The organism is Micromonospora sp. NPDC005299, from assembly GCF_042872345.1.
GTDB lineage: Bacteria > Actinomycetota > Actinomycetes > Mycobacteriales > Micromonosporaceae > Micromonospora.
This window is the reverse complement of sequence record NZ_JBIAKG010000021.1, coordinates 1-13,670: the sequence shown is the minus strand read 5'-3', so window position 1 is coordinate 13,670 and position 13,670 is coordinate 1. Positions and strand designations below refer to the sequence as shown.

Genomic DNA, 13,670 nt, shown 5'->3' with positions numbered 1-13,670 from the left:
CCGTACGCCCCGCTTGGGCGGCCGGGGCGAGGATGGGACGGTGACGTCCGGCGTCGCCGCGCTCTGGTCCGCCCGCACCTCGCTGCGCATCCTGGTCCGGCGTGATCTCGCGGTGAAATACCAGCAGTCCGTGCTGGGCTACCTCTGGTCGCTCATCGAGCCCCTCGGCATGGGCCTGATCTACTGGTTCGTCTTCGGCGTGCTCTACTCCGGCGCCACCCGGCGGCACCTGGGCGACGCGGCGGGGTCGTACCCGCTGTTCCTGATCACCGGGATCTTCGCCTGGATGTGGGCCAGCTCGGCGCTGACCGAGGCGACCAACGCGCTGACCGGGCAGGCCCGGCTGATCACCACGATGAACCTGCCCCGGCAGGTCTTCCCGATCGGCCGGGTCACCGGCCGGTTCGCCGAGTACGCCGCCGGCCTGCCCATCCTGGCCGCCATCGCGGCCCTGTACGCCGCCCACGGCCGGATCCACCTCGGCTGGACCCTGCTCGCCCTGCCGCTGGCCGTGGCGGTGCAGTTCGTCCTGCTGGTGGGGCTGGCGCTGCTGCTGTCGGCGGGCAACGTGCTGATGCGCGACATCGAGCGCTTCATGCGGTTGATCATCCGGTTGCTCTTCTACGCCACCCCGATCATCTATCCGCTGAACCTGGTTCGGGACTCGGGCATGCCGGGCTGGCTGAAGATCGCGTACGAGCTGAACCCGCTGGTCGGCATCTTCCAGCTGCACCACGCGATCTGGTTCCCGGACGAGTTCCCCGACGCCCGGCTGCTCACCGTCACCGTGGCGGGCAGCCTGCTGGTGTTCGCGGTCGGCTGGTGGTCGTTCCGCCGCCTCGAACCCGCCGTGCTCAAGGAACTGTGAATGGCGGCGATCATCGAGGCGGACGGGCTCGGCATCCGGTTCGTCCGCAACCGCCGCCGCCAGCTCCGGCTGCGGGAACTGCTCATCCATCGGGGCTCCCGGGACCCGGACGCCGGCCGGTTCTGGCCGCTGCGGGACGTGTCGTTCCGGATCGAGCCGGGCGAGACGGTCGGCGTGGTGGGGCGCAACGGCACCGGCAAGAGCACCCTGCTGCGGCTGATCGCCGGGGTGCTGATCCCCGACGAGGGCGCGATCCGGGTACACGGCCGGGTGGCCCCGCTGCTGGAACTCTCCGCCGGCTTCTCCGGCGACCTGACCGGCCGGGAGAACCTCTACCTGGTGGGCGGGCTGCACGGGCTGTCGTCGGCCTACCTGCGGAAGCACTTCGACGAGATCGTCTCGTTCGCGGGTGAGCAGGTGGAACGCGCCATCGACACCTCGGTCCGGCACTACTCGTCCGGGATGAAGGTGCGGCTGGGCTTCGCGGTGATCGCCCACCTGCCGCACCCCGTGCTGCTGGTGGACGAGGTGACCGCGGTCGGGGACGCGGAGTTCCGCGCGAAGTGCTATGCGACCATCGAGCGACTTCTCGCGGAAGGGCGCACGCTGGTGCTGGTGTCACACAACGAAAAGGACCTCACCCGGTTCTGTCGTCGGGGGCTCTATCTCGACGCCGGGCGGCTGACCGTCGACGGGACGATCGACGAGGCGTTGCAGGCGTACGCCAGCGCGACGCAGCGGTGACGCTCGCGATCGTGCTCGCCGCCGGACCGGCGGCGGGCCTGACCACCGAGGCCGGGGAGCGCCTGGCCGACCGGCTCGCCGGGCAGTGGCGGCGGGCCGGGGCGGACGAGGTGCGGGTGGCCGCCGACCTGTCCGAGCTGGCCGACCTGGTGGCGGCCGCCACGGGGCCGGTGCTGGTCAGCGGGGCCGACCTGGTGGCGCACACCGCCGTACTCAAGCATCTGGCGACCAGCCCGGTGGGGCCGACGGTGGCCCTGGTGCTCACCGATCCGCCGGCCGCCGGGCAGGTGACGGTCCGCGAGGAGCGCGGCCAGGTGGTCGCGGTGGACGACCCGGCGGGCGCGACCGGTGTGTTCGGCGGGGCGCTGCGGGTCGGCCCGGCCGACCTGCCGGCGCTCGCCGCCGCCGCACGCACGGCGGCCGGGGGCGGGGTGGACCGGCTCTTCGCCGACCTGGCCGGGTGCGGCACGCTGACCTTCGCCCACCGGGTACGCCTGCTCGTGGCGCACCGGGTCGGCGACCCGGCGGAACTGGCTGCGGCGCAGGCGGCCGTGGCCGCGGTGGACGAGGACCGGGCCGAGCTGAAGCTGTCGGTGAAGGAGCGGGACGACTTCTTCACCACGTTCTTCGTCAGCACCTGGTCCCCGTACGTGACGAAGGCCGCCGCCCGGATCGGCCTGGGCCCGACCGCGGTCACCATGATCTCGGTGGCCTTCGCGGTGGCCGCCGCGGTGCTCTTCGGCGTCGGCGGGCGGCCCGCGCTGGTGGCCGGTGGCGTGCTGCTCTACCTGGGCTTCGTGCTGGACTGCGTGGACGGCCAGTTGGCCCGCTACACCCGGCACTTCAGCGCCTGGGGCGGCTGGCTCGACACGATGGCCGACCGGGCGAAGGAATACCTGGTCTACGCCGGTCTCGGCTACGGCGTCACGCACGCCGGCTTCCGCTACGGCTGGGCCCTGGCGATCGCCGCCATGACCCTGCAGACCGTGCGCCACATGACCGACACCTGGTACGGGGTGCTGCACGACGAGGCGGCCCGCCGCCCGCGCGCGGCGACCGGGGACGGGGGCGGCATCGGCGGGAAGCTGAACGCCGCCTCGACCAAGGTGCAGGCGGACACCGGCTCGGTGTCCTACTGGCTGAAGCGGACCGTGGTCTTCCCGATCGGCGAGCGGTGGGCGCTCATGGCGGTGGCCGCGGCGCTGTTCGGACCGCTGGTGGCGCTCTGCGCGGTGCTCGTGTGGGGGGTGCTGGCGTTCGCGTACACCGGGGCGCTGCGCACCCTGCGGGCGCGGTGGATGCGGGTGCCGGTGATGAGCACGGTCGACACCGGCCTGCACCGCGACGACGGGCCGCTGGCCCGGACGCTGCCGGCGGCCCGGCAACCGCTGGCGCTGGCGGCGCTCGGGGCGCTGGGCGCGGCGGCCCTGCTGGTCGTCGCGCTGCGGGTGGTGCACGCCGGTGCCGACCCGCGCGGCTGGGTGGTGCCGCTCGGGCTGCTGGTGCTGCTGGGCGGGGCGCTGGGCGCGCGGGCGGCGCACGGCGGGCCGCTGGACTGGCTGGTCCCGGCGGCGCTGCGGGCCGGCGAGTATCTCTTCGCGATCGCCGTCGGGGTGGCCGGGCGGGTGCCGCCGTGGCTCATCTTCGGGTACGTCTTCGTGCTGACCCTGCACCACTACGACCTGACCGCCCGGCTGGAGAAGCGGCAGGCCGCACCGCCGCTGCACGGCGCCACGCTCGGCTGGGAGGGACGTTCGGCGCTGCTGACCATCGGGTCAATCGCCGGAATCGCGAGCATCGCTCTAGCTACACTCGGTACGTACCTTCTCATGGTTTTTGTCGCGAGCGTGGTCCTCGCCTGGGTGGTCCTGCCGGCCCGCGCCCGTGGGGGTGACCGCTCGCCGGGCTGACGGAGGGCCGGCCGGGATGACCCTGATCAGCTTCGTCGTACCGGCCTTCAAGGTGCAGGGCTACCTGCGGGAGTGTCTCGACTCGATCCTCGACCAGCCGTTCGAGGACGTCGAGGTCATCGGGATCGACGACGCCTCCCCGGACGACAGCGGCGAGATCCTGGACGAGTACGCGGCCCGCGACCCCCGGGTCCACCCGGTCCGGCTCACCGAGAACGTCGGGCTCGGTCCGGCCCGCAACATCGGGCTGGACCGGGCCGTCGGCGACTACGTCTGGTTCGTCGACGGCGACGACTGGCTGGTCCCCGGCTGCCTGCCGCACGTGGCCGACCGGCTCCGCGCCACCCGACCGGACGTGCTGATCGTCGACCACGTCCGGGCGCACTGGAACAACGTCGGCACGCGCAGCGCCATGCGGGACGTGTTCCCCGAGTCGCCCGGCGAGGCGACCTTCCGGCTGCGGGAGCGGCCGGAGACCCTGCGGCTGCTGCACACCGCCTGGAACCGGCTGGTCCGCCGGGAGTTCCTGGTCGAGCAGGGGCTGCGCTTCGCGCCCGGCTGGTACGAGGACGTCTCGTTCAGCTATCCCGTGCTGATGGCCGCCGAGCGGATCGGTGTGCTGGACCGGGTCTGCCTCAACTACCGGCAGCGCCGCACCGGGGCGATCACCCGGACCCGGGGCGACCGGCACTTCGAGGTCTTCGCCCAGTGGCACCGGGTGTTCCGGCTGATGGACCAGTGGGGGCCGGCGGTGGTGGACGGGCTGCGTCCGGCCGTCTTCGAGCGGATGATCTGGCACTACCTGACCGTGCTGGGCAACGGCGAGCGGATCGCCCCCGAGCTGCGGCCGCCGTTCTTCGAACAGATCCACGCCGACCACGCCCGGTTCCTGCCGCCCGAGGGCTACCCGGTCCCGCCCGGCCTGGAGGGGGTGAAGCACCGGCTCGTGGCGGCCGGCCGGTGGCGGACGTTCAGCGCGCTCCGGGCCGCCCACCAGGCCGAGGAGCGGGCCCGGCGCTCGGCCCGGCGGGTCAAGCGGCGGGTGCTGCCGGTGGCCCGGCGCAACGCCCGCCGGGCCCGGGACGCGGCGCTGCGCGAGTACTACCGCGCCGAGCTGCACCGTCCGCTCGACCCGACGCTCGCCGTCTACGCCGCGTACTGGTACCGGGGCTACTCCTGCAACCCGGCCGCCATCTACACGGCCGCCCGCCGGCTCGCCCCGCAGGTGCGCGGCGTCTGGATCGTCCGCCGGGACCGGGTGGCCGGGCTGCCGCCGGGCGTCGAGTACGTGGTGGCCGGCACCCCGGACTACTACCGCGTGCTGGCCCGGGCCCGCTGGCTGGTCAACAACGTCAACTTCCCGGACTTCGTCCGCAAGCGACCCGGCTCGGTGCACGTCCAGACCCACCACGGCACCCCGGTCAAGGTGATGGGGCTGGACCAGCAGCGCTATCCGGTCGGCGCGGGGGGCATGAACTTCGCGAACCTGCTGCGCCGGGTGGACCGCTGGGACTACAGCGTCAGCTCGAACAGCTTCTCCACCCAGATGTGGGAGCGGGCCTACCCGGCCGACTACACCACCCTGGAGGTCGGCTATCCGCGCAACGACCGGCTGGCGCTGGCCACCGCCGAGGAGTGCCGCCAGGCCCGCGCCGCGCTGGGCATCGGCCCCGACGAGTACGTGGTGCTCTACGCGCCGACCCACCGGGAGCACCTGCCCGGCTGGCGGCCGCCGTTCGACCCGGACCGGCTGCGCGACGTGCTCGGCCCGGCCGGGCGGCTGCTGATGCGCAGCCACTACTTCCACGATCGGGAGCGGCAGCTCCGGGGCGCGTCCGACGGCGCGGTGCTGGACGTGAGCGCGTACGACCGGGTGGAGGATCTGTACCTCGCCGCGGACGTGCTGGTCACGGACTATTCCTCGGCGATGTTCGACTACGGGGTGCTCGACCGGCCGATCGTGGTCTACGCGCCGGACTGGGACGCGTACCGGGTGTCCCGGGGCGTCTACTTCGACCTGCTGGCCGAGCCGCCGGGCGCGGTCGCCGTCGACTTCCCCGGGCTGCTCGACGTGTTCCGGAGCGGCGCGGTACGCGGGCCGGCGGCCGAGGAGGCCCGGCAGCGGTTCCGAGCCCGGTTCTGCGCGCTGGACGACGGGCACGCCGCCGAGCGGGTGGTCGGCCGGGTCTTTTTCGACGAGCCGGCCTGAAAAGTGGTTACTGAGCGGTCGCTTTACTGATGGAAACCCGCCAATCTCGTTAATGGTTCTTTCACGAGTCGAACATGGCACGTTTACCCGATGCGCGAACGGCATGATCCTGGCCACAGTCATTCCCGGGTTCGGCCGAGAACTGGGGAGGCAGACGGTGACCACCGTCGCGCTCAAGGATGTCACCAAGGTGTTCCAGGACGGGACAGTCGCCGTCGACACCATCAATCTGGACGTCAACGACGGCGAGTTCATGGTGCTGCTCGGCCCCTCGGGCTGCGGCAAGTCCACCGTTCTGCGGATGGTCGCCGGGCTGGAGGATCCCACCTCGGGCGCGGTGATGCTCGGCGGTGAGGTGGCCAACGACCTGCCGCCCCGCGAGCGGAAGATCGCCATGGTCTTCCAGGACTTCGCGCTCTACCCGCACATGACCGTCGGCGACAACATCGGCTTCCCGCTCCGGCTCTCCGGCGTCGAGCCCGTGCCGCGCGGCGAGCGCATCCAGGACGTGGCGAGCGCGCTGGGCATCGGCGACGTGCTCGCGCGCAAGCCCAGCCAGCTCTCCGGCGGCCAGCGGCAGCGGGTGGCGATGGGGCGGGCGATAGTGCGCCGGCCCGGCCTGTTCCTCATGGACGAGCCGCTCTCCAACCTGGACAGCGGCCTTCGCGCCGAGCTGCGCGCCGAGATCTCCGGGCTGACCCGCGAGCTGGGCGTCACCACCATCTACGTCACGCACGACCAGGCCGAGGCGCTGACCATGGCCGACCGGGTCGCCATCATGCGCAAGGGCGTGCTGCAGGACGTGGGCACCCCCACCCAGGTGTACGGCCGCCCGGCCACCCTCTACGTCGCCGCGTTCCTCGGCAGCCCGCGGATGAACCTGCTGGAGGCGTCGGTCTACGTCCACCTCGACCGGTACGTCACGCTGAACCTCGGCGAGCAGTCGCTCTACCTGCCCTGGGACGACATCCGCAGCCGGGCCGTGGCGCACTACCACGGTGAGCGGATCGTGGTCGGCATGCGGGCCGAGGCGCTCACCCCGGTCGCCCCGGACACCGTCGGCGACGTGCTGCACGGCCGGATCCGCTACCTGGAGCACCACGGCCACGAGTCGCTGGCCTTCCTCGACATCGGCGCCACGGCCATCGTGGTGGACGAGATGGGCAGCCGGGCGGAGAACAGCGCCAGCGGCCAGCGCGGCCTGCGCCGGTTCGGTCAGGTGATGCAGCGGCTCGCCGGGCGGCCGGCGGACGAACCGGTCTCCGCCGCGCCGAGCGGCGGCGGGAACCGGACCAGCGTGCTCCCGGACCCGGGCCGGCACCACCGCCGCCCGGCGGAGCTGGCCGTGCGGCTGGCCCCGTATCCGGCGGTGTCGGCCGGGCATGCGCTCGCCGTCCAGGTGCGGATGGACGCGCTGCACTTCTTCGACGAGCGCGGCGACCGGATCGACGTCGGCTGGCGCTGAGGTGCAGGGAAGGGCCCCCGGTGGCGAAGGGGGGCCCGCCTGACAGCTACGGGGGGTCCACGACCGGCCGGCGGTAGGGGCCCCACGCCACGAAGCGCCGGAACAGGTCGGCGGGGGACGGGCCCGCGTCCGGGTTCAGGCGGTAGAGGTCCCGGGCCGCCTCGTGGAGCAGCCCGCACAGGTAGAGCGAGAGCCCGATCTGGTCGTCCGCGTACTCGGCCTTGAGCAACAGGCGCGCCTGCGCGCAGGGCCACGGCTGCCCGCAGGCCCGGCAGCACCACATCGGCCGCAGCGGCGTGTGCGCCGGACAGGGCCTCGACCGTTCCCCTGTGGTCGTTACCGGCGAGATCTTGGTACGAAGCGGCCACTCCGAGGGCCCCTTCGTACCAAGATCTGCTCGATCGTCCATGGGGCCTCCTTGAGTCGTGGGTGGGCCCGCCCCGGTTCGGGGGATTGGGGCGGGCCCCGGAGCGGCCCTTGACGGGTGTGGGCGGCTCCGCTGGGTGACAGTCTGGTGACCATGGGTCTAGGGTCGGAAGCCGATCCGCCCCCACCAGCCCGGCCGTGCGATCGGCCGTCCCCCGTTGTGCAGAGGTGTGCAGATGAGCCGGATGCCGATGCTGGAACTGTTCGCCGGGGAGTTGCGCCGGCTGCGCGGCGACGCCGGGCTGTCCCAGGAGGCGCTCGGTGAGCGGGTCAACTACTCGGCCTCGCTGGTGGCGGCAGTCGAGCAGTGCCGCCGCCCGCCCCGGGAGGAGTTCGCCCAGCGCTGCGACGAGGCGCTGCGCGCGGGCGGCCTGCTGGTGCGCATCCGGGACGCCCTGATCCGGGAGAGCCTGATGCCGTGGTTCCGCGAATGGGTGACCATCGAGCAGGAGGCGACTACCTTGCGCAGCTTCCAGCCGCTGGTGGTGCCGGGGCTGCTCCAGACCGAGGACTACGCCCGGGCGCTCTACGAGGGGGCGGCGCAGCTCGTCGGGGAGGAGATCGAGCAGCCCCTCGCCGCGCGCCTGGCCCGGCAGGAGGTGCTGAACCGGCCCGGTCCGCCGCAGTTCGTGGCGGTGCTCGACCACACCGTCCTGGAACGCCCGGTCGGCGGTCCCAAGGTCATGCGGGAACAGCTGCGGCATCTGGTCGAGGTAGGTCGGCGCCCCCGGGTCCACCTGCACCTGGTGCCCCGCGACGTCGGCGCCTACCCGGGTCTGAACGGGGCCTTCGTGCTCGCCACTCCGCCGGACGGCGACGACGTCGGCTACCTCGATAACCAGTTGCAGGGCACCATCGTCGAGCGGACCGTGGACGTAAACTCCCTGCGGCAGATCTGGGAGTCCGTGCGCGCGGAGGCGATGCCGCACGGTGCGACCCTGGCGGCGATCTCGGAGGCGGCAGAGCAATGGACCTGACCGGCGCGATCTGGCGCAAGAGCACGCGCAGCAGCGGCAACCAGGGCGACTGTGTGGAGGTGGCCGACAATCTGCCCGGCATGGTGGCCGTGCGGGACAGCAAGGACCGGGGCGGTCCCGTGCTGACCTTCACCCCGCTGAGCTGGGCCGCCTTCGTCCGGCAAGCCCACCGATCGGCCCTTGCCCGGCAAGTTACTGCCGAGTAGCGTCTGGGCATGTCCATCGACTCTCGCCAGGTGGCGGCCGGCCTGCTGGAGGCCGTGCCGTTCGCCCGCACGCTCGGTATCGAATTCGTCGAGGTCGCCCCCGAGGCCGAGGGCGGCGTCCGGGCCGTGGTCCGGCTCCCCGACGTCCCGGAGCACCACAACCACGTCGGCGGCCCGCACGCCGGGGCCATGTTCACCCTCGGGGAGACCGCCTCCGGGGCGGTGGTGCTCGCCGCGTTCGGGCAGGTGCTCGACCGGGCCGTACCGCTGGCCGTGACCGCCACCATCCGCTACCAGAAGGTCGCCCTGGGGCCGGTGCTGGCCACCGCGCGGCTGGGACGCACCCCGGCCGAGGTGATCGCCGAGCTGGACGCCGGCCAGCGGCCCGAGTTCCCGGTCGAGGTGGAGATCGGCACCGAGGACGGCACCGTGACCTCGGCGCTCACGGTGATCTGGACACTTCGCCCGAACCGCTGAGGTCCGAATCGGGTTTGCCCGGCCGGTGCCCTGGATAGATTCAGGCAATGCTGGGCCTACCCGCGCAGGTGACCGCCTGTCTCTTCGATCTGGACGGTGTGCTGACGCAGACCGCCAAGGTGCACAACGCCGCCTGGACCGAGACGTTCAACGCGTTCCTGAAGGCGCGCGCCGTGGCTACCGGCGAGCCGTTCCGTCCGTTCGACCCCGGCCCGGACTACAACCGGTACGTGGACGGAAAGCCGCGGGCCGACGGGGTGCGCTCCTTCCTGGCCTCGCGCGGCATCACCCTGCCCGAGGGATCGCCGGACGACCCGCCCGAGGCGGACACCGTCAACGGGGTGGGCAACCGGAAGAACGTCATCCTGCTCAAGCGGATCCACACCGACGGCGTCGAGGTCTACGAGGGCTCGGTGCGCTACCTGGAGGCCGCCGCGAAGTCCGGGCTGCGCCGGGCGGTGGTCTCCGCCAGCGCCAACTGCCGGGACGTGGTCGCCGCCGCGGGGCTGGACCCGCTGCTGGAGGCCCGGGTGGACGGGGTGGTCGCCCGCGAGCGCGGGCTGCGCGGCAAGCCGCACCCGGACACGTTCCTCGCCGGCGCGCAACTGCTCGGCGTGAACCCGGAGAACGCGGCGGTCTTCGAGGACGCGCTGGCCGGCGTCGCCGCCGGGAAGGCCGGCGGCTTCGGGTACGTGGTTGGCGTCGACCGGGTCGGCCAGGCCGACGACCTGCGTGCGCACGGCGCCGACGTGGTCGTCACCGACCTGTCGGAGCTGCTGACCGGGGCGCACGCGTGATCCGGGAACGGGCGTACCCGGTCGAGCCGTGGCACGTCCGGGAGACGCGGCTCGACACGGATGTGCTGGCCCAGTCCGAGTCGGTCTTCGCGCTCTCCAACGGCCACGTGGGGCTGCGCGGCAACCTCGACGAGGGTGAGCCGCACGGTTTGCCCGGCACCTACCTGAACTCCTTCTACGAGCTGCGCCCCCTGCCGTACGCGGAGGCCGGCTTCGGCTTCCCGGAGTCCGGGCAGACCGTCGTCAACGTCACCAACGGCAAGCTCCTCCGGCTGCTGGTCGACGACGAGCCGCTCGACGTCCGGTACGGCGAACTCATCGCCCACGAGCGGGTCCTCGACCTGCGCGCCGGCACCCTGCACCGCGAGTTGCACTGGCGCTCGCCCGCCGGCCGGGACGTGAAGGTCCGCAGCACCCGGCTAGTGTCGTTCACCCAGCGGGCGGTGGCCGCGATCCTCTACGAGGTCGAGGCGCTGGACGGGCCACTGCGGCTCATCGTCCAGTCCGAGCTGGTGGCCAACGAGACCCTGCCGCCGCAGAGCAAGGATCCCCGCGTCGCCGCCGTACTCGAATCGCCGTTGCAGGCCGAGGAGGAGCTGACCACCGACGACGGCGGCCTGCTCATCCACCGCACCAAGGTCAGCGGCCTGCGGGTCGCCGCCGCCATGGCCCACGACGTGGAAGCCCCGGAGCGCGTCACCATCGAGTCCGAGGGCTACGAGGACTGGGTCCGCACCACCATCGGCTGCGTGCTCAAGCCCGGCCAGAAGCTGCGGGTGGTCAAGTACCTGACGTACGGCTGGTCCAGCCGGCGGTCGCTGCCGGCGCTGCGCGACCAGGTCGGGGCGGCGCTGGCCGCGGCCCGGCTGGACGGCTGGGACGGGCTGCGCCGGGAGCAGCGGGAATACCTCGACGAGTTCTGGGACGCCGCCGACGTGCGGGTGGAGGGCGACCCGGAGGTGCAGCAGGCGGTCCGGTTCGGCCTCTTCCACGTGCTCCAGGCCGGCGCCCGCGCGGAACGCCGGCCCATCGCCGCCAAGGGCCTCACCGGCCCGGGGTACGACGGGCACGCCTTCTGGGACACCGAGATGTTCGTGCTGCCGGTGCTCACCTACACCCAGCCGGGCGCGGTGCGGGACGCGCTGCACTGGCGCTACTCGACGCTCGGCCAGGCGCAGGAGCGGGCCCGCACGTTGAACCTGGCCGGGGCCGCGTTTCCCTGGCGGACCATCGAGGGGCCGGAGTCGTCGGCGTACTGGCCGGCCGGGACGGCCGCGTTCCACATCGCCGCCGACATCGCCGACGCGCTCCGCCGCTACGTGCTGGTCACCGGCGACCGGGCGCTGGAGGAGGAGATCGGGCTGGAACTTCTGGTCGAGACCGCCCGGCTGTGGCGCTCGCTCGGCCACCACGACCGCACCGGGCGGTTCCACATCGACGGGGTGACCGGCCCGGACGAGTACACCGCCGTGAAGAACGACAACGTCTACACCAACCTGATGGCGCAGCGGAACCTGTTCACCGCCGCCGACTGTGCGATGCGCCATCGCGACCAGGCCCAGGACCTCGGCGTCACCGAGGAGGAGGCGGCCGCCTGGCGGGACGCGGCGAACGCCATGCACGTCCCGTACGACGCGGAGTTCGAAGTGCACGGGCAGGTGGAGGGCTTCACCCGGTTGCAGGAGTGGGACTTCGAGCACACGCCGCCGGAGAAGTACCCGCTGCTGCTGCACTACCCGTACTTCGACCTGTACCGGAAGCAGGTCGTCAAGCAGGCGGACCTGGTGCTCGCCATGCACTGGCGGGGCGACGCGTTCAGCAGTGCGGAGAAGTTGCGGAACTTCCTCTACTACGAGCGGCGCACCGTGCGGGACTCCTCGCTGAGCGCCTGCACCCAGGCGGTGATGGCGGCCGAGGTGGGTCACCCCGAGCTGGCGCACCGCTACCTGCGCGAGGCCGCGCTCATGGACCTGCACGACCTGAACGAGAACACCCGGGACGGCGTGCACATGGCCTCGCTCGCCGGGGCCTGGATCGCCCTGGTCGCCGGCTTCGGCGGCCTGCGCGACCACGACGGGACGCTCTCCTTCTCGCCCCGCCTCTCCAGCCGGCTGGGCCGACTGGAGTTCTCCCTCCAGTGGCGATCCATGCGACTGCGGGTCGACGTCCGGCCGCACCAGACGACGTACTCGCTGCGCAACGGGGGGTCGGACACCGTGCTGGAGCTGCGGCACCACGGCGAGCCGCTGCGGGTCACCGCCGCCCAGCCGGTCACCGTGCCGGTGCCGCCGGCGCACCCGTCCGGGCCGCAGCCGGAGCAGCCGCCGGGCCGGGCGCCCCTGCTGCACCTGCCCGAGAACATGAGCTGAACGAAGCCCCGACCCACGTGGCCGCGGGTCGGGGCTTCGTCGGCGTACGTCAGAACTGGCGACCGTTGGACGGCCGGCCGCCGGCGTCACGCGGCGCCGTCGCCCGCGCGTCGTCGGCGGTGCGTGCCACGGAGGCGCGGTCCGCCCAGTCCGGCGAGCCCTTCAGCTCCTGTTTACGGTTTTCCTGGTCGGTGAGCTCCTGCTCTCGGGACCTGTCCTGTTTGGCCATGACGATCCTCGCGATCCGTCGGGGTCCGTGGTCACCCCGCGCCTTCCCGATCCTGGCCGGCTCAACCGTCGAGGTGCCGGGCGAAGCTCAGCCGCAGGTGGTTCTTCGGCCGTGCGCCGACGATCGACCCGACGACCTGGCCGTCCCGGAACACCAGCATCGTCGGCATCGACATCACCTGGTACGCCCGCGTGCTCTGCGGGTTCTCGTCCGAGTTCACGGTGACGAAGCGCAGCGCGTCGCCGAACTCCTCGGCCAGCTCCGCCAGGTGCTTCGAGACCGGACGGCAGGGCGGGCACCACTCCGCCCAGAAGTCGACCACCACCGGCCGGTCGGCGGCCAGCACGGTGGCCGCGAAGGTCTCGTCGGTGACCGGGGTCAATCGGCCCTGTTGCGTGTCCTGAGGCATGTTTCCTCCCGATGGGCGATCGCGCGGGCGAGCTGGTCGTGCAACTGGTGGCGCACCACGCCGAGCCGGTCGAGGTAGTCGTCCACCTCGGCGAGCTTGCGCCGCAGCACCGCCACCGAGTCGGGGCAGACGTCGCCGGAGCTGTTGCCGGCCCGCAGGCAGGCCACGAACGGCCGGATGTCGTCCAGCCCGAAGCCGACCGCCAGCAGCGCCCGGATCTCGTGCACGACGCGCAGTTCCGCCTCGTCGTAGACCCGGTAGCCGTTCGCCGACCGGCGCGGGCACACCAGGCCCTGGGACTCGTAGTAGCGCAGGGTCCGGGTGCTGGTCCCGGCCCGCTCCGCCAACTCGCCGATCCGCATCCACCCACCCCCACCTGGCGCTCGCCCTCTGACCGCCCTCACGCTAAACCTTGCCGCCGACGTCAAGGCAACCGTCCGGCCGGGCCTCCTCACCGCGTTGATCATGAAGTTATTGCCGTCCGCACCGGGGCGGTTTCTAGGCTTCAGTGCAACTGATCTTGGTTGGGCTGGAGGTGCTGGTGGCGAGGCCGGGTGTGTTGACGTTCGGGCATCGGCAGGTGT

Annotated in this window: 14 protein-coding genes; 10 read left to right on the top strand and 4 right to left on the bottom strand. The window is 72.5% G+C overall.

The window, feature by feature from the left end; genetic code table 11:
• Window positions 1–40 precede the first annotated feature (40 nt).
• The 5 genes from ACFYPD_RS32650 (at window position 41) to ACFYPD_RS32630 (ending at window position 7,196) form a co-directional block, all read left to right on the top strand.
• Window positions 41–868 (top strand): ABC transporter permease, encoded by an 828-nt coding sequence (locus tag ACFYPD_RS32650; protein ID WP_387122176.1) that lies wholly within the window; start codon window positions 41–43, stop codon window positions 866–868.
• Window positions 869–1,612 carry an ABC transporter ATP-binding protein gene (locus ACFYPD_RS32645; protein WP_387122172.1) on the top strand — a complete coding sequence of 248 codons (744 nt, stop codon included), beginning with the start codon at window positions 869–871 and terminating at the stop codon, window positions 1,610–1,612.
• On the top strand, window positions 1,609–3,522 hold the full coding sequence (locus ACFYPD_RS32640; protein ID WP_387122169.1) for a DUF5941 domain-containing protein: 1,914 nt from the start codon (window positions 1,609–1,611) through the stop codon (window positions 3,520–3,522). Before ACFYPD_RS32645 ends, ACFYPD_RS32640 begins: the two co-directional genes overlap by 4 nt.
• Window positions 3,523–3,538: 16 nt before the next feature.
• Window positions 3,539–5,731: a CDP-glycerol glycerophosphotransferase family protein gene (locus ACFYPD_RS32635; protein ID WP_387122166.1), complete on the top strand. Its 2,193-nt coding sequence runs from the start codon at window positions 3,539–3,541 to the stop codon at window positions 5,729–5,731.
• A 157-nt stretch (window positions 5,732–5,888) separates the two neighbouring features.
• Window positions 5,889–7,196, top strand: a complete 1,308-nt coding sequence (locus ACFYPD_RS32630) for an ABC transporter ATP-binding protein (protein ID WP_387122163.1) — start codon at window positions 5,889–5,891, stop codon at window positions 7,194–7,196.
• Window positions 7,197–7,242: 46 nt separating this feature from the next.
• Here the strand turns inward: ACFYPD_RS32630 and ACFYPD_RS32625 are convergent, their stop codons facing one another.
• A complete protein-coding gene (locus ACFYPD_RS32625) occupies window positions 7,243–7,545 on the bottom strand; it encodes a hypothetical protein (protein WP_387122256.1) in 303 nt (100 codons plus the stop codon).
• Between the two features lie 253 nt (window positions 7,546–7,798).
• On the opposite strand from ACFYPD_RS32625, the gene ACFYPD_RS32620 reads away from it, so the two are divergent.
• From ACFYPD_RS32620 to ACFYPD_RS32600, 5 genes are read left to right on the top strand one after another with little or no spacing between them, the layout of a single operon-like run.
• Window positions 7,799–8,599: a Scr1 family TA system antitoxin-like transcriptional regulator gene (locus ACFYPD_RS32620; RefSeq protein ID WP_387122160.1), complete on the top strand. Its 801-nt coding sequence runs from the start codon at window positions 7,799–7,801 to the stop codon at window positions 8,597–8,599.
• Window positions 8,590–8,805 (top strand): DUF397 domain-containing protein, encoded by a 216-nt coding sequence (locus ACFYPD_RS32615; RefSeq protein WP_387122157.1) that lies wholly within the window; start codon window positions 8,590–8,592, stop codon window positions 8,803–8,805. The genes ACFYPD_RS32620 and ACFYPD_RS32615 overlap by 10 nt, the downstream gene beginning before the upstream one ends.
• 9 nt (window positions 8,806–8,814) lie before the next feature.
• Window positions 8,815–9,282: a DUF4442 domain-containing protein gene (locus ACFYPD_RS32610; protein WP_387122154.1), complete on the top strand. Its 468-nt coding sequence runs from the start codon at window positions 8,815–8,817 to the stop codon at window positions 9,280–9,282.
• Window positions 9,283–9,329: 47 nt separating this feature from the next.
• Window positions 9,330–10,079 (top strand): beta-phosphoglucomutase family hydrolase, encoded by a 750-nt coding sequence (locus ACFYPD_RS32605; RefSeq protein ID WP_387122151.1) that lies wholly within the window; start codon window positions 9,330–9,332, stop codon window positions 10,077–10,079.
• Window positions 10,076–12,448 (top strand): glycoside hydrolase family 65 protein, encoded by a 2,373-nt coding sequence (locus ACFYPD_RS32600; RefSeq protein WP_387122148.1) that lies wholly within the window; start codon window positions 10,076–10,078, stop codon window positions 12,446–12,448. Before ACFYPD_RS32605 ends, ACFYPD_RS32600 begins: the two co-directional genes overlap by 4 nt.
• A gap of 49 nt (window positions 12,449–12,497) precedes the next feature.
• On the opposite strand, the gene ACFYPD_RS32595 is transcribed toward ACFYPD_RS32600, so the two are convergent.
• From ACFYPD_RS32595 to ACFYPD_RS32585, 3 genes are all read right to left on the bottom strand, one after another.
• Entirely contained in the window at window positions 12,498–12,677 is a 180-nt protein-coding gene (locus ACFYPD_RS32595) for a hypothetical protein (RefSeq protein ID WP_262283215.1), read from the bottom strand.
• Window positions 12,678–12,738: 61 nt separating this feature from the next.
• Window positions 12,739–13,086 carry a thioredoxin gene (gene trxA, locus ACFYPD_RS32590; RefSeq protein ID WP_387122146.1) on the bottom strand — a complete coding sequence of 116 codons (348 nt, stop codon included), beginning with the start codon at window positions 13,084–13,086 and terminating at the stop codon, window positions 12,739–12,741.
• Window positions 13,056–13,448, bottom strand: coding sequence for a MerR family transcriptional regulator (locus ACFYPD_RS32585; RefSeq protein WP_387122143.1), 393 nt, complete (start codon window positions 13,446–13,448; stop codon window positions 13,056–13,058). Before ACFYPD_RS32585 ends, trxA begins: the two co-directional genes overlap by 31 nt.
• Window positions 13,449–13,670: the final 222 nt, after the last annotated feature.